This is a genomic window from Bacillus sp. BB081 (assembly GCF_008368895.1).
Taxonomy (GTDB): Bacteria; Bacillota; Bacilli; order Bacillales; family Bacillaceae_G; genus Bacillus_A; species Bacillus_A wiedmannii.
On the sequence record NZ_QOZX01000002.1, the window covers coordinates 258,607 to 283,031 of the forward strand.

The window sequence follows — 24,425 nt, forward strand, 5'->3', positions numbered from 1 at the left end:
TTGTATTTGGATTGTAAAGGCGAAGAATGTTGATACGAACAGACAAACTTATACAAATTATAACTGATATTTACATAAGTTAACAAAAAATTTACATATAACTAATTTTCTCTTAATAGTCTTCTATTAAATTTGATAGTGGGAAATGAATAACCTAATTAGGGGGACAATATAGTGAAAAAGTTTGTGAAAAAAGCATGGCCATTTGCAGTTGTGGCGTCGTTAGCTGTTACTTCGGTAGCAACATGGAATTTTACTCGTTCTAGTGAGGTTAATGCAGATGAGAGCGGAAGCAATGCAAAGATTAAAAATGTCATTGTATTAATTGGGGATGGTATGGGACCTTCATACATGACGGCTCATCGTTATATGAAAGATAATCCAAAAACATTCGAGATGGAATCTACAGAGTTTGATAAGCATCTTGTAGGAACACAAAAAACATATCCGGAAGATGAACATGAAAATATCACAGACTCTGCATCAGCAGCAACAGCTATGTCAGCGGGAATTAAAACATATAATGCGGCAATTGCAGTTGATAATGATAAAGCAGAAGTGAAAACTGTTCTTGAACAAGCGAAAGAAAAAGGGAAATCAACAGGATTAGTTGCTACTTCTGAAATTACACATGCAACACCAGCTGCTTTCGGTGCGCATGACATTAGTCGTAAAAATATGGATGCAATTGCAAATGATTATTTTGATGAAAAAATTAAAGGGAAGCATAAAGTAGATGTTATGCTTGGCGGCGGCGTAAAAAACTTTGTTAGAAAAGATCGTAATCTTACAGAAGAGTTTAAGAAATCTGGTTATAGCTACGTAACAGATCGAGATCAATTGTTAAATGATAAAAACGATCAAATTTTAGGTTTATTTGCACCAGGCGGTTTAGATAAAATGATTGACCGTAATGAGAAGACACCTTCATTAGAAGAAATGACAAATGCAGCAATTGAGCGTTTGAACAAAAATAAAAATGGTTTCTTCTTAATGGTTGAAGGAAGTCAAATCGACTGGGCTGGACACGATAATGATATCGTAGGTGCAATGAGTGAAATGGAAGACTTTGAAAAAGCATTTAAAGCAGCGATTGAGTTTGCGAAAAAAGATAAAAATACGTTAGTCGTTGCAACGGCAGACCACGCTACTGGCGGATTATCTTTAGGTGCGAATGGTGAGTATAACTTTAAAGTAGATCCAATTAAAGCTGCAAAACGCACACCAGACTTCATGGCAAATGAGATTGCAAAAGGTGCAAATGTAGAAGAGACATTGAAAAAATATATTGATTTACAATTAACACCAGAAGAAATTAAAGCGGTAAATGATATTGCTCCTTCAAAAGATGTAACAAAGATTGATAATGCGATTGAGGATATTTTCAATAAGCGTTCGGTTACAGGATGGACGACAGGTGGACATACGGGGGAAGATGTAAATGTATATGCATTTGGCCCTGGTAAATACTTGTTCTCTGGCGTTCAAGAGAATACAAATATCGCTAAACGTGTCTTTGATATTGTTGGCGGTGGCGATCCGAATAAAGGAAGACGCTAATTATCAAGAAAAGTGGGGCGAAATGCCTCACTTTTCTTTTTAGGAGATGGGAAAGATGAGGGCTTTTTTCAGAGGGATAGGATCCCTTCTAATAGGTGTAGTATTGCTAGTTGGATGTCAATCCAAGGAGAATCATATAGAACAAAAATCTACTACTAAAAAAATTGAGGAGAAGGTACAAATAACGAAAGAAGAAGAGAAATCGATTCAAGATGTTATGGAGAAATTTGTACGAACGACAAATGAAAAAAATCTTGCTGAACATATGGAGTTATTTTCAAAGAAGATGCCTAGTGCTGAAGATTTAAAAACACAAAAAGAAGCCGCTTTTCAAAAGGGAAATAAGAAAATTGAATTGGAACATATAGACATGAACGCTAGTAAAGCAGGGTATGTTGTAGTTGAAACAAAGGAAAAGGAAATAGAGGGAGAGGTCACTCTTCAGAAGAAAGTACAGTATGCACTTGGAAAAGAAGAGGATGGCTGGAAAATTGAAGAAGTTCGCACGATAGGGAAAAAATAACGTGAACCTTTAATCGGAGAGCCTTACTGCCCGTAAATAGCGAAATAAAAAAGGTTCTCATTGGAGAGAACCTTTTTTTATAGTGGTAACAGAATTTGATTCGAACATGCTTCGATATCATCAATATCTTGACGAATTGTTGCCATTTTATTATCAAGATCTTCAGCTTTCATTGCTGCATCATGTAGTTCATCTTTTAAATACTCAGGTATTTTCCCCTCATATTTATAATAAAGTTTATGTTCTAAACTTGCCCAAAAGTCCATAGCAAGTGTACGTAACTGGATTTCTGCAAATACATCTTTTGTACCAGAATTCAGTGATAAAGGATACTTAATGATCATGTGTAAACTTTTATATCCGTTTCCCTTTGGATTAGCGATATAATCTTTTACTTCTATGATTTCCATATCCTCACGTTTTTGAATGACTTCTTTTAAATGATAAATATCTTCTACGAAGCAACATGTAATACGAATGCCGATGATATCTTGTAAATGTGTTTGCGCATTCTCAACTGTCGGTAATAAATTTTTACGTTCAAGCTTTTTAATAATACTTTCAGGTTGTTTTAATCTTGTTTTTATATGTTCAAACGGGTTGTAATCCTCTAAAAATTGAGCTTCCCGGTTCATAATTTCAAATTTAGTTTTTAACTCTTCTAAAGCAAATGTATACGGTAGTACAAAAGCTTTCCAGTAGTTAACTGTTGATTGATTATATTCCATTTATATACACACCTTTTCCTATTTACAAGTGAGGTTGTTATTATACTAAATACCAAAGCATATAAGCGCAAGCAGCAAATGAGGAGATCATAAAACGATATTTAGTTTTCATACTTTCAACTCCTTTCGAGTAAGATTCTATATGAATAAACGTGATTGTTAATAAATTCACTATGTACAATTCTTATAGTAATAGATTCGTGTGAATTTCGTATGAACTAATTGTTTCAGATTTTTGTCTTTTTTTTGTAAATCATCATTATTATCCATAATTTAAAGTGTTTTTATTTGATTTATTCAATTGTATAAATTAATGTATATTTGAATTTACGGTTATTAAGGAGGCTATACGGTGAACTTTGAAGAATTAGCAATTGCCAGACGTTCCGCAATGAAATTTGTACAAGGAATAGAAATTCCTGATGAGGATTTTAAAAAAATATTTGAGCTAACAAAGCTTTCGCCATCTTGTTACAATTTGCAACATACACATTATGTTGTAATTCGTGATCAAGAGCGAAAAGAAAGATTAAAAGAGTTAGCTTTCGGACAATATAAAGTATCGAGTGCATCTGCGGTAATACTTGTTTGTGGTGATAAGAGAGCATACCAAAATGTCGAAAATATTTATTTCGGTATGAAGGTTTTAAAGATAATTGATGAATGTGAATATAAAGATACAATTAGGCAAACGCAAGGGTTATATGAAGGAAAAGGAGAACGCTTCATGGAAGAGGAAGCGATTAGAAATGCTTCGTTAAGCGCGATGACTTTTATGTACGCAGCTAAATATTATGGCTATGATACGTGTCCAATGATTGGTTTCGATGAAAAAGCAGTACAAAGTGAATTAAATATGCCGGAGCATGTAGTACCTGTTTTAATGATTACGATAGGAAAAAGTGATACTACTAAAATTCGCCCACGAGGATATCGAAAGCCGATTAGTGAGTTTGTTACATACGAAACATTTTAATATAAGGTATAGATTATTTAAACAAAAGGGTTCTATTTAGATCCCTTTTGTTTTGTAATTGACAAATAGAATAAAGTTATATAACATATAAATCGTAATCATTACGTTTTAGTTTGCGATCTTTGAAAGAAAGGAGAATTACATATGCGTGTAAATATTACATTAGCTTGTACAGAGTGCGGTGATCGTAATTATATTTCTAAAAAAAATAAACGAAACAATCCAGAGCGCATCGAACTAAAAAAATATTGTCCACGATTAAAGCGAGTAACGCTACATCGTGAGACGAAGTAGAAGACTAGAGATATCTCTAGTCTTTTTTGTTTATAGCCATTTAGTTTTATTTGTTATAATTACCTTAAATTGTAATGAAGGAGAGGTATGATGAATCAAAAAGATAAAGAAAGAAAAGAGCAAGTGGTTCATATGATTGATATTCCAGATGATTATAGGCTTGTCGTAGATGATCAAGAAGGTGTGGATGACCCATATCATCTATTATGGTGGGAACATAAAGACGATGAGGAGAGAACGATACAAATTACGCTGAATAGACATACTGGTAATTTAATTGAATTTAGGATAGCGGAGAAAAATGCTGTTTCGAGTGGTAAGGAAGTGATAGAGGAGAAAAAAGCAAGAGAGATTGCAAATACATTCTTAAACAAATATACAAAAGAAGGATATGAATTTTATACATATGTAACTGTTAAGGATGATTGGCGCGGTTGGAAAAAAGTAAATTATATGCAAGAAGTCAATGGCTATCCATTGCCAAATACAGGATATGTTGTGCAAGTTCACTCTTCAGGGAATGTTGTGAATTTCGGTTGTAATGGACAAAAAGCTATAGAGAAAAAACCGTTATGGCCAAGTGAAATTGTTGAGAAGAACGTCGTTTTAGAAAATTTGAAAGCTAGACAAGATATGAGACTTGTATTTGTAGATTTAACATACTCTTCATTTAAATATGAAAATGGTGAGGAAATAAAAGGGTATCATCTTGTATATGAACCAGAACCTAGTCATGCATCTATTGATGCAAGTACGGGAGAAGATTTATATGGGCCAGAACACTATAAATTACCGCCAACAGTAGCTGTTGAAAAAATAAAAAAAGGTAGCCAGAAAGATGACATATTCGAATTATTTGACTGGGATAAAGAAAGTTTTACAAAAGTAGATGAGACGGAAAATGATAATGAAATAAGGATGAAATTTGTTCCGAAAGAGGCATTGCAAAAACAGAAAAAAGAAAAGAATCCATATTTAATGAATGAATTCTTTAAAAAGCATTTACCGATGTTGAAATATAATAATTTAGTTAGCGTTACAATTGATAAATTAACCAATGAATTAACTAGTTTTATAAAACTGACAGATGATAAAGAAGTAAAGCAAATACTGTCTAGAGAGGAATGTTTACAAAAAGCACTTCAATTTTTAGAACGAGTTATTCCAGATATCACACAATATCTGCGTCTTTGGGAGGAACGTGAAGAAGCAGAAGGTGGGATTGAAAGATTTATCTTTTCTGTATATATAAATGATATTCCGGCAGAGTATAACCAATTTATGGTCAATATCAATACAGAAAATGGTACTGTGATGCACTACTCTGGAGAGTCTAGCAACTTTATAAAAGAATTGCTTACATATGAAACAACACCAAAAGTAACAAAAGAAAAAGCATTACAAATATACAAAGAGGCCATCCGAGTTAATTTAGAATGGGACATAGATAATGATGCAGAAGGAACAGTATATAAATTATTATATAAACAAACAACAGATGAAAATCATAAAGAACCCTCTGGCTGTAGTCGAGAAATTCGTTATATTGATGCGCATACCGGGGAGAAAATTTGGAGTGAGTATTAGTAAAAGCCAATCGATACGTATCGATTGGCTTTTACTATGTTCTTAGAATCATTTATTAATTGCTGTTAAGTGGTTGAAGAATACCATCTTGAGCTTTTGACCAATCATATAGGTTTCCATCAGATCCCACTGCAAAATTTAGCGCACGAGAGTTCTCAGCAGATTCGCGTCCGTATAATACGTCGTATAGCTTAATGCCGTTTATTGTGCCAATTAGTTTGTCTTCGCTGGAGCCGTAACGAATTTCATTTGAGCGAGCTCCCATTCTTTTTTCTAGAACTTTTATAGCATCTTCACTTGTAAATGTAATAGTATCAGTTTGTTTATTTGGTTGCTTAGCTGGTTGTTGCTCTTTTTGTGTGTTTTTAGATTCTGCTTCAGGTTTTGTGTTGTTCTCAGTTTTTGCGTTGTTTTTAGTTGTTGTGTTGTCATCAGTTTTTGTGTTGTTTTTAGTTGTTGTGTTGTTCTCAGCTTTTACGTTGTTTTTAGTTGTTGTGTTGTTCTCAGCTTTTGTGTTGTTCTCAGCTTTTGTGTTGTTCTCAGTTTTTACGTTGTTCTCGGTTTTTGCGTTGTTCTCAGCTTTTGCACTGTCTTCAGTTTTTTGGCTATCTTCAGTTTTTGTACTGTCTTTTGATACGGCAGTATCTTGTTTAGTAGCTTCAGTTTTTGTAGGAGACGTTTGTTGTCCGCAAGCTGAAAGTAAGAAAAATGATGATGTGAGTATTACAAGGTTTCTGATTTGTGATGTAGCGTATCGCATGAAAACACCTCTTTCAAAATTTTGGAATCTTACATATTATAATACATTGGAAAATTTATTCAAGGTATGAAAGACGTATTTCGCTCGACAAAAAGCTAAGGATTCCATATTTATATCGTACAGACACAAATAACCTCACGCCCACATACACATAGTAAAGACCACTATTTTGGCGGAGGTGAAAGGTTTGAGTCTATTCGCCGCAATTGGATATATGGTTCGAGAAGTGTTTGTCTTTGTTTCTTATGTGAAGAATAATGCGTTTCCGCAGCCGTTATCATCAGACGATGAGAGAAAGTACTTAGAGTTAATGGAGCAAGGTGATGCTCAAGCGAGAAATCTGTTAATTGAACATAATTTACGGCTTGTAGCTCATATCGTTAAAAAATTTGAAAACACAGGGGAAGATGCAGAAGATTTAATTTCAATTGGTACAATTGGGCTCATTAAAGCGATCGAGAGCTATTCGGCAGGAAAAGGCACAAAACTTGCGACGTATGCAGCACGATGTATTGAAAATGAAATTTTAATGCATTTACGTGTACTGAAAAAAACGAAAAAAGACGTTTCACTTCATGATCCAATCGGGCAAGATAAAGAGGGGAATGAAATATCGCTTATCGATATATTAAAATCAGAGTCTGAAGATGTAATTGATATGATTCAGCTTAGTATGGAGTTAGAAAAGATTAAAGAGTATATCGATATTTTAGACGAACGAGAGAAAGAAGTAATCGTGAAGCGTTTTGGACTGGGGCTTGATAAGGAGAAAACGCAACGAGAGATTGCGAAGGCACTTGGCATTTCCAGAAGCTACGTATCAAGAATTGAAAAGCGCGCTTTAATGAAAATGTTCCATGAATTTGTAAGAGCTGAGAAAGAGAAAAAAGCGAAAGAATAATGTACATTGCAAGCAGCCATATTTTAAAATGGGCTGCTTTTCTTTTTGTAAATAAGGAAAGAAAAAGAGTTGTGTTCAGAAGAAATCTATGTTCACTGTTGAAAATGACGGATTCTATCTGTAATATTAGAGGGTGCTAAACAATTTAAGAATAATACCATACTTAGTTTTCCGCATGTATAATGAAACAGTTCTATATGATATGTGGGAATAAGAACCAATTTTACATATGATATAGAAGGAAAAGAAGGGGAAGCTAAAGTTATAGACTGATTAGGAGGTTTCGCAATTTGCGACGTACATTATATCGACTTATGATCGAACTTACAAATGGTCGTTTTACTTCTTATATATTACGTAAATTTGCACAATCTCGTTTGAGCTCTATCATTATTCCATCGTATGCGAAAGTTTTTCAAATTAACCAAGATGAGATGGAAAAGGGTTTGAAGGAATATAGAACATTGCATGAATTATTTACGCGTAAGCTAAAAGAAGGAAAGCGTAGTGTTGATACAGATGCATCGAGTATCGTTAGTCCTGTTGATGGTGTTTTTGCTGATCACGGTCCTATTGAGGACACAAAAACATTTGATATTAAAGGTAAGCGTTATTCAATCGTGGATATGCTAGGTAATGAAGAACGTGCAAAGCGATATGCAGGTGGTACATACATGGTTATTTATTTAAGCCCAAGTCATTATCATCGTATTCATAGTCCGCTTTCTGGTTCTGTGACTGAAAGGTTTGTACTTGGTAGAAAGTCATATCCGGTAAATGCAGCTGGTATGGAATATGGGAAAGAGCCATTGTCAAAAAATTATCGCTCTGTTACAGAAGTAAATAGTGACGGTGAACATATGGCACTTGTAAAAGTAGGAGCTATGTTTGTTAATAGTATTGAGCTGTTGCATGAAAGAGACACTGTTCAAAAAGGTGAAGAAATGGCATACTTTACATTTGGCTCAACAGTTGTGTTATTGTTTGAAAAAGATATGATAGAAGTAGTGCAGGAATTGAAGAGTGGACAAGAGCTTCGTCTTGGTGAAAAAATTGCTACTCGTTCGGCTCATAAGTAAAGAAAACATTTTATAACTGTAAGCAAGAGTTATGGACAAAGATGCTTAATGATGAAATTCCCTAGATGGGAGTACTTGTTTATTCGAGAGCCATCGCAGGATGGCTCTTTTTACAAGTTAGCTCATTAAAATTTCACTTTATATGTAATCAAGACGATTTGACAAGCTTGTCCTCTAATGAGCGTCTAATCATTTCTTGTTTTATAAGTAAAATGAAGTCGGGATTTAATTTTAGTTCTTTTGCTTTATAATAAGACTCAGTGAGTAACTCAGTAGACAACTGTTCCATATATTTTGTTTTCAAGGTGAGTCACCTCCTAATAATTTAAGGATTGATTCGTTGTTGCATTTAATGTACCAAAAAAATATGACAGTCACAAACGAGTGGTTATCCACATACCTAGGTGGATAAAATGTGTATAGATTGTTAGTAAATTCCGAATTGACTGAAAAATTAATGTGGAAAATGTGTACAATTTTATCCACAGGTCATATATCGAAATATGTTGTCGAAAAATTTTTATGAAAACTCCTCAAAGAGGTGAAAGAAATTGAAGCTATTTTTACCAAATGAATATGTGAAAAATGTATATCATGTTCAACCAGAAGATTTGAAAAAACGTGGAATTAAAGGTGTCATTACTGATTTAGATAACACGTTAATTGAATGGGATCGTCCAAATGCAACGCCACAACTTGAAGAATGGTTTTTGAAAATGAAAGAGCAAGGTATTCAAGTAACGGTCGTTTCAAATAATAATGAGCAACGTGTGAAAGACTTTGCTGATCCATTAGGTATTCCATTTATTCATAGTGCGCGTAAACCATTTGTTCGCGCGTTTAAGCGTGCGATACAAGAGATGCACCTGCAACCAGATGAAGTTGTAGTAATTGGAGATCAGTTACTAACGGATGTTTTAGGTGGAAACCGAGTGGGACTTCATACAATTTTAGTTGTACCGGTAGCACAAACGGACGGATTAGTAACGCGCTTTAATCGAAAAATTGAACGAAGAATTATGAGAAATATGAAGAAAAAAGGTTTAATTAACTGGGAGGAATAAAGTTTGACTGAAACAATTAAATGTATTGGTTGCGGTGTAGAAATTCAAACAGAAGATAAAAACGAAGTGGGATATGCTCCTACCTCATCTTTAGAGAAAGAACAAGTAATTTGTCAACGCTGTTTTCGCTTGAAACATTATAACGAAATTCAAGATGTATCATTAACAGATGATGACTTCCTACGTATTCTAAATGGAATTGGAAAATCGGATGCGTTAGTAGTTAAAATTGTAGATATTTTTGATTTTAATGGTAGCTGGTTACCTGGCCTACATCGTTTCGTGGGAAATAATAAAGTATTACTTGTTGGAAATAAAGCTGATTTAATTCCTAAGTCAGTAAAACATGATAAAGTAAAGCATTGGATGCGCTATAGTGCAAAGCAGCTAGGATTAAAGCCAGAAGATGTCTTTTTAATTAGTGCAGCAAAGGGACAAGGGATTGCTGAGTTGGCAGATGCTATTGAGTATTACCGCGGCGGAAAAGATGTTTACGTTGTTGGATGTACGAATGTAGGAAAATCAACATTTATTAATCGTATGATTAAAGAATTTAGTGATGAGACTGAAAATGTAATTACAACATCTCATTTCCCAGGAACAACACTTGATTTAATTGATATTCCGTTAGACGAAGAATCTTCTTTATATGATACGCCAGGTATTATTAACCACCATCAAATGGCTCATTATGTTGGAAAAGAAAGCTTAAAGCTTATTACACCAACAAAAGAAATTAAGCCAATGGTGTTCCAATTAAATGAAGAACAAACACTATTCTTCAGTGGATTGGCACGTTTTGATTATGTAAGTGGTGGTCGTCGTGCATTTACTTGTCACTTCTCGAATCGTTTAACAATCCATCGTACAAAGCTTGAGAAAGCAGATGAATTGTATAAAAATCATGCTGGGGATTTACTAAGCCCGCCAACACCAGAAGAATTAGAAAATATGCCGGAGTTAGTGAAATACGAATTTAATATTCGTGAACCAAAAACGGATATTGTATTCTCTGGATTAGGATGGGTTACTGTGAACGAACCGGGAGCAAAAATTGTTGCACACGTACCAAAAGGAGTAAGTGTTTCGCTACGTAAATCTTTAATTTAATATGGAGAGGGATTTATGAAACAATTATATGGTGTAATCGGAAATCCAATTGGACATTCATTATCGCCAGTTATGCATAACGATGCGTTTGAACACTTGAATATGGATGCCCATTATCATGCATTTCTTGTTAAAGAGGAAGTGCTAGGGGAAGCAGTAAGAGGTTTAAAAGCATTAGGTATTTCAGGATTTAATGTAACAACGCCGCACAAAGTTGCTATTATGGATTATTTGGATGAGATTGACCCGCTAGCAAAACAAATTGGTGCAGTAAATACAGTGGTTCATAAGGATGGGAAATTGATTGGCTACAATACAGATGGAATTGGTTTTGTCCGAGCGCTGCAGTCAATTAGTAGTGAACCACTTCAGGAGAAACGTATTTTATTGCTTGGCGCAGGTGGTGCTAGTCGAGCTATTTATTTTTCTCTTGCTGATGTAGGTGTGAAAGAGATTGATGTAGCTAATCGTACAGCAGATAAGGCGAAAGAACTTATTGCTGCATGTACGGCTACTGTTAATTCTGTTGCTTTATCGCTAGAAAAAGCAACAGAAGAACAAGGAAATTATGATATTATCATTCAGACGACAACAATAGGTATGTATCCACGCGTCGAATATACGCCATTACAAATTTCTTCGTTAAAAAAAGGGACGATTGTATCAGATATAATTTATAATCCATTTGAAACGAAAATTTTATGTGAGGCAAAAGAGCAAGGTGCAATGATTCAAAATGGTATTGATATGTTTGTTTATCAAGGTGCACTTGCATTTGAAATGTGGACAGGGCGTGTACCGAATATCGATAGAATGAAACAATTAGTTATAAGAAAGCTTGGAGGCTAACATATATGTTAACAGGAAAACAAAAAAGATTTTTACGTGCACAAGCACATCATTTAACACCAATTTTTCAAGTAGGAAAAGGCGGAGTAAATGAAAATATGATTAAACAAATCGCAGATACTTTAGAAGTTCGTGAACTATTTAAAGTAAGTGTGCTACAAAACTGTGAATTCGATCGTCGTGAAGTTGCAGAAGAACTTGCAAAAGGCGCACGTGCTGAAATCGTTCAAGTAATTGGAAGTACAATCGTTTTATACAAAGAATCTAGAGAAAATAAACAAATTAAACTTCCGCGATCAAAAGACTAGCATATGCTATTTTTTATCGTTAGTGCGTAATGATGTAGAGAGCGAAACCAATTGAACTTTTATTAACAGTGAACTCTCTTCGGATAGGAATGAAGAGAGTTGCTGTAGGTAAAAGGAAGGGGCGTTTCTTTTGAGAAAAATTGGCATCATTGGCGGTACATTTGATCCGCCACATTATGGGCATTTGCTAATTGCAAATGAAGTATATCACGCTTTGAATTTAGAAGAAGTATGGTTCTTACCGAACCAAATTCCACCGCATAAACAAGGACGGAATATTACAAGTGTAGAAAATCGCTTACAAATGTTAGAGTTTGCGACTGAGGCGGAGGAACATTTTTCTATTTGTTTAGAAGAGCTAAGCAGAAAGGGCCCATCTTATACGTATGACACTATGTTACAATTGACGAAGAAGTATCCGGATGTGCAGTTTCACTTTATTATTGGTGGAGATATGGTTGAGTATTTACCGAAGTGGTATAACATTGAAGCGTTACTCGATCTTGTGACGTTTGTTGGGGTTGCAAGACCTGGTTATACATTGCGTACGCCTTATCCTATCACCACTGTGGAAATTCCGGAGTTTGCAGTTTCTTCATCTTTATTGCGTGAGAGATATAAAGAGAAGAGAACATGTAAATATTTACTTCCCGAAAAAGTACAAGTGTATATCGAGAGGAATGGGTTGTATGAATCGTGAGAAAGCACTTCATATTGTCAAACAACAAATGCATGAAAAACGTTATATACACACAATAGGTGTAATGGAGACAGCAATTGAACTTGCTAAGTTATACGGTGTGGATGAAAAAAAGGCTGAAGTTGCAGCTATATTCCATGATTATGCGAAGTGTAGAGCGATTTCTGAGATGGAAGAGATTATTAAAAGTGAAGATTTGCCGAAAGATTTACTTTGTTATAACAAAGAGTTATGGCATGCACCTGTTGGGGCATACTTAGTAGAAAAAGAAGTAGGCATTACGGATCCTGAAATCCTGCAAGCTATTACATATCATACAAGTGGTCATGAGAAAATGACGATGTTAGATAAAGTAATTTATGTAGCTGATTACATTGAGCCTGGGCGAAAGTTTCCAGGGGTGGAGGAAGCTCGTAAACTCGCATATACGGATATAAATCAAGCTTTATTATTTGCGTTAAAGCGAACAATTCAATTTTTAATGGAAAAAAATCAAACGATTTATCCATTAACATTCCAAACATACAACGCAGTTATCAAGGAGGAAATTAGTAAATGAAAGATAAAGAGTTATTAGTATTAGCAGCAAAAGCAGCTGATGATAAGAGAGCAGAAGATATGGTTGTCCTAAATATGCAAGGTATTTCACCAATTGCAGATTATTTCATTATTTGTCACGGTAACTCAGATAAGCAAGTGCAAGCAATTGCGCGTGAAATTAAATCAAAAGCACATGAGTTCCAAATCGACGTACAACGTATGGAAGGTTTTGACGAAGCACGCTGGGTACTAGTTGACCTTGGAGATGTAGTTGCTCATGTATTCCATAAAGATGAGCGTAATCACTATAATTTAGAGCGTCTTTGGGGCGATGTGCCACGTGAGGATATTACAGACGAGCTAGACCAATGAAATACGAACAATTTGCTTTGTTGTACGACGAACTAATGAATGATGTTCCTTATGATAAATGGGTGGAATTCACAGAGGAAAGTTTACAGCAAGCGGATATGAAAGAGGCGAAGATTCTTGATGTAGCATGCGGTACTGGTAATGTAACACTTCCGCTTGTACAAAAGGGTTACGATTTAATCGGTGTCGATCTTTCAGAAGAGATGTTAACGGTCGCTCAGCAAAAACTGGGCGGAGAAGGATACTTTATTCCTTTTTACCAACAAGACATGCGAGAGCTTGACGTTCCAGGTGAGTTTGACTGTGTAACGATCTTTTGTGATTCATTAAACTATGTATTGCAAGAAGATGGAGTGCAAGAAACATTTCGAAGAGTGTTTCACCATTTACGTCAAGATGGTTTGTTTTTATTTGATGTACATTCTTTATATAAAATACATCATGTATTTCAAAATGAAACATACACAGTGAATGGAGAAGAAATATCTCTTATTTGGAATTGCTTCCCTGGTGAAGAAGCAAATAGTGTAGAACATGATTTAACATTCTTTGTTCAAGACCCAGAAGAAGATGTGTACCATCGTTTTGACGAATGTCACGTGCAACGTGCATATCAGGTCGAAGAGTTAACGAAATGGCTTGAAGAAGCTGGTTTTACCGTGCTTCGCGTCACTGGTGATTTTGAGCGACTTGAAGTTACAGAACAAACAGAGCGTATTTTCTTCATGGCGAAGAAAAACGGATAAAACAAAAGCAACCGAGAAGGTTGCTTTTGTTTTGTAAAGAAGTTGTAATTTTAGTTCTAGCATAATAAGAAGATGATATACGTGAAGTGTGAAAATACTAGTTTAAGTGAAAATGTAATGTAAAAAAGTAAGTATTTATAAAAAGGATTTGGAATGACGATGACGTATTTATTATGTGTGTTTATTGAATTGCTGATCGACGCATTTTAAATCTTCATCAAATTTCTCGTGTGTCCGCTCAATTAATTTATGAAACATATCCCCAACATGTTCTTCTAAAACACGAATGCCTTCTCCTGTAACGCCGCCTTTAACACATACTTTTTCTTGTAAAGTAGGCAATGTGAAAATCTCTTTTTCAAGTAGTTTCCCCATTCCAACGACCATTTCACTTACTAAAGTAGTGGCTTCTTCATGTGTAATATTTGTTTTATCTACAGCAGCGTTAATGAAACATTGTAATAAATAACTAAAGAATGCAGGGCCGCAGCTTGCTATATCAGATGAAACGCGCGTTATATCTTCTTCTATCATAAGAGGAGTAGAAATGTTTTTGAATAGGCGAAATAGCTTTTGTTGCCACTCTTCAGAGCATTTACTTCCAAATGTAAATAGTGATGCGCCAGACAGGGCGCGGTTTGTAATGCTAGGAATGATACGTGCAATGTGGCAAGGTACAAGCGTCTCTAATTGTGACGGAGATATTGGACTTGTGATAGAAACTAAGCACTTTTCATCAGAAAAATGTTCAGCGTATTTTTGTAGGATCGGGTATATATCTATCGGCTTTACGCAAATAAAAATAAGATGTGATCGTTCGATTACCTCATCGATAGTTTTGGCTATATGAACAGAAGGGTGTTTTTCCTTTATATGATATGCTTTGGCGGGCGTTCGATTAATCATTGTAAGGCACGAAGGTTTGACAGCACGGGTTTCTAAAAATGCGTCGATTAGTATATTCCCCATGTTCCCTGTCCCTATAATTCCTATGTTCAATGTTTCATCCCTCCTTCGTAACAGCTTTCTCCTAAACAATATGAATGATGTTATAAATTTATGATTAGAGGTGTAAAATGATGTGGGATTTTCCAAAGAAATGGTTAGGATTAGTAGCTATTATTGGAACTGTACTTTTTCTTCTTTTTTGGAAAACGAACCAGCATACAGAGCGAACGGTCATTGCAACGGATGTTCAAGCGAAAGAGCTAGAGAAGAAAAGTAAACCGAAAATATCGGATACAAAGCAGCAGAAAAAAATAATTGTAATTGATATGAAAGGGGCTGTTGTTAAAGAGGGGGTGTATGAAATGAAAGAAGGGGACCGGGTCAAGGATGCTATTGAAAAGGCAGGTGGTTTTTTACCTGAGGCAGATAGGAAGAAGGTAAATTTAGCACAAATGGTACAAGACCAAATGATCCTTTATGTACCGAATGAAAACGAACAAGTGCAAGAGGTAGCTGCTATTGCAAAGGGGGAGGGGAAAGTTCAAATAAATGCAGCTTCTAAAGAACAACTTGAAAAAATTACAGGCATTGGTTCTCGGAAAGCAGAAAGTATTTTGAAATATCGAGAAGAACATGGTCCTTTTCAGAAAATAGAAGATTTGTTGGAGATTGATGGGATCGGTGTGAAGTCATTGGAAAGAATAAAAGATCAAATTATTATTCCGTAAAAGATTGACGAAGTTTTTCTTCATTCGCTACACTACAAGTAGACAAAAAAGTAGGTGAAAAATATGGAACGAATTTCATGGGATCAATATTTTATGACGCAAAGCCATCTGCTATCTTTACGTAGTACATGTACAAGGCTTGCAGTAGGAGCGACAATCGTTCGTGATAAACGAATTATTGCTGGTGGATATAATGGTTCAATTAAAGGTGGCGTACATTGTATAGATGATGGATGCTACGTTATTGATAATCATTGTGTTCGTACAATTCACGCAGAAATGAATGCTTTATTACAGTGTGCAAAATTCGGTGTGAAAACGGAGGAAGCGGAAATTTATGTTACGCATTTCCCTTGTTTACAATGCTGTAAGGCGATTATTCAAAGTGGTATTACAGCAGTTTATTATGCGCAGGATTATAAAAATCATCCATATGCCGTAGAGTTATTTGAAAAAGCGGATGTAACAGTGAAACACGTTCCGCTAGAATATAATATTGCAGCATTAGAGGATCAAAAGCGTCATATGGAGTTAAAAGAACTATTTGCATCTTTAGAAAAAGAAAACTTATCAATGGAAGAATTACAGCATGTATTCACGAAAGCAAAAATGATGCTATAAGGAGTGAGTATAGTTGTATGGACAATGGGGTTATGTTGCAATCTCATTTATCATAGGGATTGCAATTGCCTTTTCCACTTCAGTTTTACTGCTGACTTGTTGTCTCGTTTTGTATGTTTTCTATTGTTTATACCGTACTTCGCGTAAAACCTTCTTCTTTTGTATGTTAGCGTGTTTTAGTGGCACTATGTACACTACGTATATTCAAGGGCAAAACAAGCCTCTAGGAGAGTCTTACGAAGTTACAAGGGGGCTAATACAAAATACACCTCTTATTAACGGGGATCGCCTAACATTTCAAGTTGAAGATCAGAATAAAAATATAGTGCAGTTAAGTTACAAAATTAAATCGGCCTTGGAAAAGAAACAACTGCGACAATTACATGCAGGAGTATCATGTGTATTCGAAGGTGAGAGGAAAGAACCACCAATAGCTCGGAACTTTCATGGTTTTAATTATCGTGATTATTTGTATAAGCAAAATATTCATTTCATATTGGAGGCTACACATATTTCTGAATGCCAAAAAACATCGTTGTCACTCGTGCAATGGATTCTTCTTTTGAGACAGCAAGCAATCTCGGGCGTTACAGAAATGTTTCCGGAGCAATCAGGTGCTTTTATGAATGCATTAGTATTTGGTGATAGACAACAAATGACATTTGAAGTTGAAGAGCAATATCAGCAATTTGGTCTTGTACATTTGTTGGCGATTTCAGGATCGCATATCGTATTGTTAATGGTGATTGTGTATTTTATTTTGCTAAGAAGTGGTGTGACGAGGGAGATAGCGACAGTATGTCTTATCTTTTGCATTCCTCTATATATGATTTTAGCAGGAGCATCACCGTCTGTTATAAGAGCTTCTATAACAGGAGTTTTGATGTTGATTGCTTTCATATGTTCTATTCGTTTATCTAGCTTAGATGCTTTAAGCGTTACAGCTATATGTATGCTTATATTTGATCCGTATCTTGTTTTTAATATTGGCTTTCAGTTTTCGTTCGTTGGTAGTTTCGCCTTGCTTTTGTCAGCCCCGCTTTTACTAGATAGTAGCAATGGAGTAATCCGAAATTCCATTTATATTTCTTTTATTTCACAACTCGTTAGTACTCCGATTTCGTTATATCACTTCGGTTATTTTTCTCCATATAGTATTTTTCTTAATATTCTATACGTTCCGTTTTTATCTCTTATTGTATTGCCGTGTAGTATTATCGTTTTGATATGTATACCGATCGTCCCGTTTCTTGCAAAAGGACTTGCGAATGTACTATCAATAGGTTTGAATCTTTCTAATGATTTTCTAAGTTATTGTGAAAATTTACCGTTTATCCGCCTTGTTTTCGGGCAAACACCTATACTTCTTGTAGCTCTATATTACGCGAGTATTGTTAGTATATTGATGGTTTGGGAAAGGCGGGTGTCGAAGAAAATTATGTCCGTAGCTTCGGGTATATTTCTTTTCGTTTGTACATGTCATTATGTATATCCGTATTTTCGAGAAAGTGGGAGTGTTACATTTCTTGATGTTGGACAGGGAGACGCAATTTTAATTCGCCTCCCGTACGATAAAGAGATTTACCTCATTGATACTGGTGGCACAATGCGTGCAAATAAGGAAGAATGGCAACGGAAAAAGCATGAATTTTCTGTTGGAAATGATATTTTAATCCCTTATTTACAAAAGGAAGGGATTAAAACAATTGATAAATTAATCGTAACGCATGGAGATGCGGATCATATAGGTGCTGCGCAAGAGTTATTATCAAATATAACCGTAAAAGAAGTTGTATTTGGCCGAAAAGAACAAGATGCGGTATTAGAAAAAGTATTAAAGAAACAGGCATTAGAAAAGGAAGTGAAAATAAGTGAAGTGGGGGAAGGAGAGAGTTGGAGCGTAAATGAAGCTGAATTTTTTGTGTTAGCTCCAACAGGAAAAGCAAGAAGTGAAAATAATGCTTCAATTGTAATATGGGCAAAATTAGGAGGGGCAACGTGGCTGTTTACAGGTGATTTAGAAGAAGAAGGAGAGAAATTTTTAATAGCTACTTATCCAGATTTACGGGCGGATGTTTTAAAGGTTGCTCATCATGGGAGTAATACGTCATCTATAGTGCCTTTTTTGAGCACTGTACAGCCTGATGTAGCGATTATTTCTGTCGGTGAGCGTAATAGGTATGGGCATCCTCATAAGGAAGTGATAGAGCGTTTGGAGAAGATGGGGATTGAAATATGGCGTACGGATAAGCAAGGCGCTATTTCCTATGTTTTTAAAGTGGAACACGGAACCTTTCGTAGCAAAATCACATATGATGAAACACATAATAGATAAAAAAGAAGACTGCCAGTAAGCAGCAGTCTTTAAGAACCGATAAATTTAATAACAGTTGCAATGATGAAAAGTGTTGCGAAAAAACCAAATGAGACGATAAATCCTACCCCTGAATCAATAGCGTCATTGCGTTTACTTTGAACGTTCTGTTCAAAATCATTCATTTAGAATCCCTCCCCAACATTCCACTTTAGTATAAAATATTGTCAGAAAAAAATCTACAATTTCCATATGAAGAGAAATCGAGCGTTTTTACTACTTTAGATCGTTAAGGAACGTGAGTGTTTTGTTTCCAAGCATGTTAACAGTTGGCACTTATACTCGAATTTTTATTGTGAATAATAAAGGGAAGGTGATTACCGCACACCAATAAGAAACCCGGGGCTTATTGCGTGGCGTTTAATATAAATAAAGGAACGGGTCATAAAGCCTGTTCCTTTGTACTTGTAAAACGAAAGCTAGGGCAGTAGTATAAATATATATTGCCAAGTTAGGGAGTAGGAAAAAGTATGAGTGATATACATAAAAAGATTAAAAAGAAGCAGTTTGTTCCAGTGTATTTACTGTATGGAACGGAAGCGTTTTTTATAAATGAAACGATAAAGCTTATTACAATAGAAGCGCTTGAAGAGGAAGATCGCGAGTTTAATGTTGTGACATATGATTTAGAAGAAGCGTATTTAGAAGATGTGGTTGAGGATGCACGCACACTTCCTTTTTTCGGGGAACGTAAAGTGATATTAATAAAATCACCACTATTTTTAACTTCACAAAAAGAAAAATTAGAGCAAAATATAAAAATTTTAGAAGAATATATTGGAGAGCCTTCTCCATTTTCTATTCTTGTTTTTGTTGCGCCTTACGAAAAACTTGATGAACGAAAAAAAATTACAAAACTATTAAAGAAAACAGCGGACGTAGTAGAAGCGAATGCGATGCAAGTGCAGGATGTTCAGAAGTGGATTGTTGCTCGTGCAGATGAAGTGCATGTGCATATAGATAATGCAGCTGTTAGTTTGTTGTTAGAGCTTGTGGGAAGTAATGTAACGATGTTGGCGAAGGAAATGGACAAGTTAACGTTATACGTCGGTATGGGCGGAGAGATTACACCGAAACTTGTTGGGGAGCTTGTGCCAAAATCGGTTGAACAAAATGTGTTTGCTTTGACAGAAAAAGTGGTAAAAAAAGATATCGCGGGTGCGATGCAAATTTTGGATGGATTATTTACGCAGCAAGAGGAACCAATTAAACTGCTTGCGTTATTAGTAAGTCAATTCCGCCTGCTCTATCAAGTGAAAGAGTTACAGCAGCGTGGTTATGGACAAAATCAAATTGCGTCTCATATTGGTGTGCATCCATATCGTGTAAAGTTAGCGATGAATCAAACGAATTTTTTCTCTTTTGAAGAATTAAAAAAAGTGATTATAGAATTAGCGGAAGCTGATTATAGTATGAAGACTGGAAAAATGGATAAGAAACTTGTGCTTGAGTTTTTCTTAATGCGATTAAATCATATGTGATGAAACAAAAAGTTCACGTGCTAAGCACGTGAACTTTTTTGTATATAAAAAAACGATCCAAATGGATCGTTTTTTAAACGCCTTACGCGTTTACTTGTTTCGCTAAGCGAGATTTTTGACGAGCTGCAGCGTTTTGGTGGATAAGACCTTTACGAGCTGCTTTGTCAAGTTTTTTAGAAGCAGTTTTGAAAGCTTCTTTAGCATTTTCAAGATCGTTATTAGTAACTAAAGCTTCTACAGTTTTAACAGCAGAACGCATGTCAGACTTGATAGAAGCGTTATGTGAACGACGCTCTTCGCTAAGTTTAGCGCGTTTGATAGCAGATTTGATGTTTGCCATACTTTTCACCTCCCTGGTGCAATCGAATGACTCGATTCTTAACATAGAACAAGTGATATTCTATCAAACGGTGAAGAGAATTGCAATAGTATATCAATGAAATTTCACGTAAAGGAAAGAATGACCTTATATAACTTTGGGAAATCTAACGATATTTACTATGAATTACGGAGGAGATACGATGAAAGAACCATTAGATTTAAGTAAATATAGTGTTAGAACGGACCTTGCTGTAGAGGCACATGAAATGCTGCAAGAGAGTCAAGAAGAGCAAAAAGGGATACAAGGAGTTATTGTCAAAGAGAGGGAAGAAGAAGGTATTACGATTACAAAAGTAACGATTGATGAAATTGCCTCTGAATCGATGGGAAAAAAACCTGGGAGTTATTTAACGCTTGAAGTACAAGGTATACGTCAACAAGATACGGAACTGCAACAAAAAGTAGAGCGCATTTTTGCAAAAGAATTTTCTTATTTCTTAGAAGAGGTTGGCGTTACGAAAGAAGCGAGTTGTTTAATTGTTGGCCTTGGGAATTGGAATGTAACGCCAGATGCGCTTGGACCAATCGTTGTAGAAAATGTATTGGTAACGAGACATTTGTTTCAATTGCAGCCTGAAAGTGTAGAAGAAGGGTTTAGGCCTGTTAGTGCAATTCGGCCGGGGGTAATGGGAATTACAGGAATCGAAACGAGCGATGTCATTTATGGAATCATTGAGAAGACGAAGCCAGACTTTGTCATTGCAATTGATGCATTAGCTGCCCGCTCTATTGAACGAGTAAATAGTACGATACAAATTTCTGATACGGGAATTCATCCTGGATCGGGTGTTGGGAATAAGCGTAAGGAACTTAGTAAAGAAACATTGGGTATTCCTGTTATCGCGATTGGTGTTCCGACTGTGGTTGATGCAGTTTCGATTACAAGCGATACAATTGATTTTATTTTGAAACATTTTGGACGGGAGATGAAAGAAGGAAACAAACCTTCCCGTTCTTTGTTGCCAGCCGGTTTTACATTTGGAGAAAAGAAAAAATTAACAGAAGAAGATATGCCGGATGAAAAGAGTCGGAATATGTTTTTAGGTGCTGTAGGTACACTGGAAGATGAAGAGAAGAGAAAATTAATTTATGAAGTGTTATCTCCTCTTGGTCATAATTTAATGGTGACTCCGAAAGAAGTGGATGCTTTCATAGAGGATATGGCGAATGTAATAGCGAGTGGTTTAAATGCAGCCTTGCATCATCAAATTGACCAAGATAATACAGGAGCATATACACATTGATGGGAAGAGACGATAATCGTTTAAGCCGTTTTTCGCTTTTATGTATATGTAGTGCGGCCTTATGTTTACTTATGATAACAGCAGGGGTGGCACTTGCTAATCATGGTTTGAAAAGTATGAAAGGTTATCAGCAAATGTCGTATGAACAAATCGCTCATATGACAGGAACAGAGGGTGCGGGTGCTGAATCAGAAATTTTGGGAAGTTCGTTTTCTGTTGCTGAAAAACAAAAACAATTAGAAAGCTTAAAAAGCTTTAATGTTGTAGAAGGAATTGGTATGGCAATAGCAAGTGCTACTTATGAAGTAACAAAGTTCGGAACGGATATAGTTGTTGGGAAAGTGAGAGAGATTTTTAGTTAAGGGTAGTAGGAAGAACGGTTGTCTTACCATTTTGTACGACAGCCGTTTTTAAATTTGAAAAAGGTTTGTCTCTTATGGTTTGTTCGCATAAGATATAAATAGAATGATTTGTATTGTAAGCAGCACGAGTTTTCATTGAATCTTTGCTGCTCTATTGATATAATCAGTGCTAGTGTATATTGGCGAGACTATTAGGAGTTGAGAACATAGATGAACAAAGAAGAAAGAGCAAAAAGACAGTCTAAAATCCGTAATTTCTCTATCATTGCTCATATTGACCACGGAAAATCAACGTTAGCAGACCGTATTTTAGAGAAAACAAACGCGTTAACACAACGTGAAATGAAAGCTCAATTGCTTGACTCTATGGATTTAGAGCGTGAGCGCGGTATTACAATTAAATTAAATGCAGTACAACTAACGTATAAAGCGAAAGACGGTGAAGAGTATATTCTTCACTTAATCGATACTCCAGGACACGTCGACTTTACGTACGAAGTATCTCGTAGTTTAGCGGCTTGTGAAGGTGCGATTCTTGTTGTGGATGCAGCACAAGGGATTGAGGCGCAAACATTAGCGAACGTATATTTAGCGCTTGATAATAATTTAGAAATATTACCAGTTATTAATAAGATCGACTTACCAAGTGCGGACCCAGAACGTGTACGTCAAGAGGTAGAAGATGTAATTGGTTTAGATGCATCGGAAGCTGTACTTGCTTCAGCGAAAGCTGGTATTGGTATTGAAGATATTTTAGAACAAATCGTTGAAAAGGTACCAGCTCCAACAGGGGATTCAGAAGAGCCTTTACAATGTATGATTTTCGATTCTTTATATGACCCGTACCGCGGTGTAATTGCATATATCCGTGTTGTAAATGGAACGGTAAAAGTTGGCGATAAAGTACGCATGATGGCAACTGGAAAAGAATTTGAAGTAACAGAAGTAGGTGTGTTTACACCGAAAACAACGCAACGTGACGAGTTAACAGTAGGTGATGTAGGTTTCTTAGCAGCATCTATTAAAAACGTAGGTGATACACGCGTAGGTGATACGATCACACATGCAAAACGTCCGGCTGCAGAGGCGTTAGCAGGTTATCGTAAATTAAACCCGATGGTATTCTGTGGTTTATATCCAATCGATTCTGCACGTTACAACGACTTACGTGATGCGTTAGAAAAATTAGAGTTAAACGATTCTGCTCTTGAGTTTGAACCAGAAACATCTCAAGCGCTAGGATTTGGTTTCCGTTGTGGTTTCTTAGGACTTCTTCACATGGAAATCATTCAAGAACGTATTGAACGTGAATTTAAAATCGATTTAATTACAACAGCACCAAGCGTTATTTATAAAGTTTATTTAACGAACGGTGAAGATGTTATTGTTGATAATCCATCTAATATGCCAGATCCACAGTCTATTGATCGTGTAGAAGAGCCGTTTGTGAAGGCTTCAATTATGGTTCCGAATGACTATGTTGGAGCTGTAATGGAAATTTGCCAAGGTAAACGTGGAACGTTTATTGATATGCAATATTTAGATGAAACACGTGTTACACTAACATACGAAATCCCGTTATCAGAAATCGTATATGACTTCTTCGATCAGTTGAAATCAAATACGAAAGGATATGCATCGTTTGACTACGAGTTAATTGGTTACAAACCATCGAAACTTGTGAAAATGGATATTCTTTTAAATAACGAACAAGTCGATGCTCTATCATTTATCGTACACCGTGATTCAGCGTATGATCGTGGTAAAGTAATCGTAGAGAAATTAAAAGAATTAATTCCAAGACAACAGTTCGAAGTACCAATTCAGGCGACTATCGGAAACAAGGTTGTAGCACGTTCTACAATTAAGGCAATGCGTAAAAACGTACTTGCGAAATGTTACGGTGGTGACATTTCTCGTAAGCGTAAACTTCTTGATAAGCAAAAAGAAGGTAAAAAACGTATGAAGTCTGTTGGTTCTGTAGAAGTACCGCAAGAAGCATTCATGGCTGTACTGAAAATGGATGACAACTAATAATTGATTGTTATTTCATGCGGATTGAGATAAAAAAAGAAGTCGTTTATACGGCTTCTTTTTTATGTATAATTACTTTTTAGACAACGTAGCTTCTCTCATTTACAATAGTGAGGTGGCTATATTTATGAATGATTGATATAAAGTTAGGAGAC

The 24,425-nt window shown here is 35.8% G+C and carries 28 protein-coding genes; 22 read left to right on the top strand and 6 right to left on the bottom strand.

All coding sequences use genetic code 11. From position 1 onward, the window contains the following. The first annotated feature begins 174 nt into the window (after nt 1–174). Complete coding sequence (locus DN394_RS01395) at nt 175–1,560, top strand: alkaline phosphatase (RefSeq protein ID WP_000714921.1); 1,386 nt, start codon at nt 175–177, stop codon at nt 1,558–1,560. Nucleotides 1,561–1,615: 55 nt separating this feature from the next. Beyond that, nucleotides 1,616–2,083, top strand: coding sequence for a hypothetical protein (locus DN394_RS01400; RefSeq protein ID WP_001201021.1), 468 nt, complete (start codon nt 1,616–1,618; stop codon nt 2,081–2,083). 77 nt (nt 2,084–2,160) lie between these two features. Here the strand turns inward: DN394_RS01400 and DN394_RS01405 are convergent, their stop codons facing one another. Continuing rightward, nucleotides 2,161–2,811 carry a GTP pyrophosphokinase gene (locus DN394_RS01405; protein ID WP_000456212.1) on the bottom strand — a complete coding sequence of 217 codons (651 nt, stop codon included), beginning with the start codon at nt 2,809–2,811 and terminating at the stop codon, nt 2,161–2,163. A gap of 352 nt (nt 2,812–3,163) precedes the next feature. On the opposite strand from DN394_RS01405, the gene DN394_RS01410 reads away from it, so the two are divergent. From DN394_RS01410 to DN394_RS01420, 3 genes are all read left to right on the top strand, one after another. Beyond that, a complete protein-coding gene (locus tag DN394_RS01410; RefSeq protein ID WP_149293556.1) occupies nt 3,164–3,787 on the top strand; it encodes a nitroreductase family protein in 624 nt (207 codons plus the stop codon). A gap of 144 nt (nt 3,788–3,931) precedes the next feature. After that, entirely contained in the window at nt 3,932–4,081 is a 150-nt protein-coding gene (gene rpmG / locus DN394_RS01415; RefSeq protein WP_001265617.1) for a 50S ribosomal protein L33, read from the top strand. Between the two features lie 90 nt (nt 4,082–4,171). Continuing rightward, on the top strand, nt 4,172–5,668 hold the full coding sequence (locus DN394_RS01420) for a YcdB/YcdC domain-containing protein (protein WP_149293557.1): 1,497 nt from the start codon (nt 4,172–4,174) through the stop codon (nt 5,666–5,668). A 55-nt stretch (nt 5,669–5,723) separates the two neighbouring features. On the opposite strand, the gene DN394_RS01425 is transcribed toward DN394_RS01420, so the two are convergent. Further along, on the bottom strand, nt 5,724–6,428 hold the full coding sequence (locus DN394_RS01425; RefSeq protein WP_149293558.1) for a hypothetical protein: 705 nt from the start codon (nt 6,426–6,428) through the stop codon (nt 5,724–5,726). A 187-nt stretch (nt 6,429–6,615) separates the two neighbouring features. Here DN394_RS01425 and sigK point away from each other — a divergent pair, with 187 nt between their 5' ends. Continuing rightward, complete coding sequence (gene sigK, locus DN394_RS01430; RefSeq protein ID WP_000051382.1) at nt 6,616–7,329, top strand: RNA polymerase sporulation sigma factor SigK; 714 nt, start codon at nt 6,616–6,618, stop codon at nt 7,327–7,329. A gap of 290 nt (nt 7,330–7,619) precedes the next feature. After that, nucleotides 7,620–8,408: a phosphatidylserine decarboxylase gene (locus DN394_RS01435; protein ID WP_001255007.1), complete on the top strand. Its 789-nt coding sequence runs from the start codon at nt 7,620–7,622 to the stop codon at nt 8,406–8,408. 148 nt (nt 8,409–8,556) lie between these two features. Here the strand turns inward: DN394_RS01435 and sda are convergent, their stop codons facing one another. After that, complete coding sequence (gene sda / locus DN394_RS01440) at nt 8,557–8,712, bottom strand: sporulation histidine kinase inhibitor Sda (protein ID WP_000853283.1); 156 nt, start codon at nt 8,710–8,712, stop codon at nt 8,557–8,559. Nucleotides 8,713–8,959: 247 nt separating this feature from the next. Between sda and DN394_RS01445 the strand changes: the two genes are divergently transcribed. The 8 genes from DN394_RS01445 to DN394_RS01480 all read left to right on the top strand — a co-directional run bounded on the left by DN394_RS01445 (nt 8,960) and on the right by DN394_RS01480 (nt 14,097). Next, nucleotides 8,960–9,472 (top strand): YqeG family HAD IIIA-type phosphatase, encoded by a 513-nt coding sequence (locus tag DN394_RS01445; RefSeq protein WP_000765308.1) that lies wholly within the window; start codon nt 8,960–8,962, stop codon nt 9,470–9,472. A 3-nt stretch (nt 9,473–9,475) separates the two neighbouring features. Continuing rightward, nucleotides 9,476–10,582 carry a ribosome biogenesis GTPase YqeH gene (gene yqeH, locus DN394_RS01450; RefSeq protein ID WP_097915775.1) on the top strand — a complete coding sequence of 369 codons (1,107 nt, stop codon included), beginning with the start codon at nt 9,476–9,478 and terminating at the stop codon, nt 10,580–10,582. A 15-nt stretch (nt 10,583–10,597) separates the two neighbouring features. Next, nucleotides 10,598–11,431: a shikimate dehydrogenase gene (gene aroE / locus DN394_RS01455; RefSeq protein WP_098085134.1), complete on the top strand. Its 834-nt coding sequence runs from the start codon at nt 10,598–10,600 to the stop codon at nt 11,429–11,431. A gap of 5 nt (nt 11,432–11,436) precedes the next feature. Then, complete coding sequence (yhbY, locus tag DN394_RS01460) at nt 11,437–11,739, top strand: ribosome assembly RNA-binding protein YhbY (RefSeq protein ID WP_048541496.1); 303 nt, start codon at nt 11,437–11,439, stop codon at nt 11,737–11,739. A gap of 130 nt (nt 11,740–11,869) precedes the next feature. Next, nucleotides 11,870–12,439 (top strand): nicotinate-nucleotide adenylyltransferase, encoded by a 570-nt coding sequence (gene nadD / locus DN394_RS01465; protein ID WP_060488253.1) that lies wholly within the window; start codon nt 11,870–11,872, stop codon nt 12,437–12,439. After that, the gene (gene yqeK, locus DN394_RS01470) at nt 12,429–12,998 is read left to right on the top strand and encodes a bis(5'-nucleosyl)-tetraphosphatase (symmetrical) YqeK (protein ID WP_001078363.1); all 570 of its coding nucleotides are present in this window, start codon (nt 12,429–12,431) and stop codon (nt 12,996–12,998) included. The genes nadD and yqeK overlap by 11 nt, the downstream gene beginning before the upstream one ends. Next, the gene (rsfS, locus tag DN394_RS01475) at nt 12,995–13,351 is read left to right on the top strand and encodes a ribosome silencing factor (RefSeq protein ID WP_000653210.1); all 357 of its coding nucleotides are present in this window, start codon (nt 12,995–12,997) and stop codon (nt 13,349–13,351) included. Before yqeK ends, rsfS begins: the two co-directional genes overlap by 4 nt. Then, nucleotides 13,348–14,097: a class I SAM-dependent methyltransferase gene (locus DN394_RS01480; RefSeq protein WP_098208632.1), complete on the top strand. Its 750-nt coding sequence runs from the start codon at nt 13,348–13,350 to the stop codon at nt 14,095–14,097. Before rsfS ends, DN394_RS01480 begins: the two co-directional genes overlap by 4 nt. 171 nt (nt 14,098–14,268) lie before the next feature. Here the strand turns inward: DN394_RS01480 and comER are convergent, their stop codons facing one another. Beyond that, nucleotides 14,269–15,096 carry a late competence protein ComER gene (comER, locus tag DN394_RS01485; RefSeq protein ID WP_001020561.1) on the bottom strand — a complete coding sequence of 276 codons (828 nt, stop codon included), beginning with the start codon at nt 15,094–15,096 and terminating at the stop codon, nt 14,269–14,271. Nucleotides 15,097–15,173: 77 nt separating this feature from the next. Between comER and DN394_RS01490 the strand changes: the two genes are divergently transcribed. The 3 genes from DN394_RS01490 (at nt 15,174) to DN394_RS01500 (ending at nt 18,729) form a co-directional block, all read left to right on the top strand. Further along, on the top strand, nt 15,174–15,773 hold the full coding sequence (locus DN394_RS01490) for a helix-hairpin-helix domain-containing protein (RefSeq protein ID WP_000989940.1): 600 nt from the start codon (nt 15,174–15,176) through the stop codon (nt 15,771–15,773). 63 nt (nt 15,774–15,836) lie between these two features. Further along, nucleotides 15,837–16,394, top strand: a complete 558-nt coding sequence (locus DN394_RS01495; protein WP_000439780.1) for a ComE operon protein 2 — start codon at nt 15,837–15,839, stop codon at nt 16,392–16,394. Nucleotides 16,395–16,407: 13 nt separating this feature from the next. Next, nucleotides 16,408–18,729 (top strand): DNA internalization-related competence protein ComEC/Rec2, encoded by a 2,322-nt coding sequence (locus tag DN394_RS01500; protein WP_149293559.1) that lies wholly within the window; start codon nt 16,408–16,410, stop codon nt 18,727–18,729. Nucleotides 18,730–18,758: 29 nt separating this feature from the next. On the opposite strand, the gene DN394_RS01505 is transcribed toward DN394_RS01500, so the two are convergent. Then, entirely contained in the window at nt 18,759–18,893 is a 135-nt protein-coding gene (locus tag DN394_RS01505; RefSeq protein ID WP_000997609.1) for a YqzM family protein, read from the bottom strand. Between the two features lie 345 nt (nt 18,894–19,238). Between DN394_RS01505 and holA the strand changes: the two genes are divergently transcribed. Further along, nucleotides 19,239–20,249: a DNA polymerase III subunit delta gene (gene holA / locus DN394_RS01510; RefSeq protein ID WP_097915784.1), complete on the top strand. Its 1,011-nt coding sequence runs from the start codon at nt 19,239–19,241 to the stop codon at nt 20,247–20,249. A gap of 82 nt (nt 20,250–20,331) precedes the next feature. On the opposite strand, the gene rpsT is transcribed toward holA, so the two are convergent. Next, nucleotides 20,332–20,589: a 30S ribosomal protein S20 gene (gene rpsT, locus DN394_RS01515; RefSeq protein ID WP_001274014.1), complete on the bottom strand. Its 258-nt coding sequence runs from the start codon at nt 20,587–20,589 to the stop codon at nt 20,332–20,334. Between the two features lie 181 nt (nt 20,590–20,770). Between rpsT and gpr the strand changes: the two genes are divergently transcribed. The 3 genes from gpr to lepA all read left to right on the top strand — a co-directional run bounded on the left by gpr (nt 20,771) and on the right by lepA (nt 24,270). Then, nucleotides 20,771–21,874: a GPR endopeptidase gene (gene gpr / locus DN394_RS01520; RefSeq protein WP_000662625.1), complete on the top strand. Its 1,104-nt coding sequence runs from the start codon at nt 20,771–20,773 to the stop codon at nt 21,872–21,874. Further along, nucleotides 21,871–22,236 (top strand): YqxA family protein, encoded by a 366-nt coding sequence (locus DN394_RS01525; RefSeq protein ID WP_080345313.1) that lies wholly within the window; start codon nt 21,871–21,873, stop codon nt 22,234–22,236. The genes gpr and DN394_RS01525 overlap by 4 nt, the downstream gene beginning before the upstream one ends. 210 nt (nt 22,237–22,446) lie before the next feature. Beyond that, nucleotides 22,447–24,270 (top strand): elongation factor 4, encoded by a 1,824-nt coding sequence (lepA, locus tag DN394_RS01530; RefSeq protein WP_001030960.1) that lies wholly within the window; start codon nt 22,447–22,449, stop codon nt 24,268–24,270. Nucleotides 24,271–24,425 lie beyond the last annotated feature (155 nt).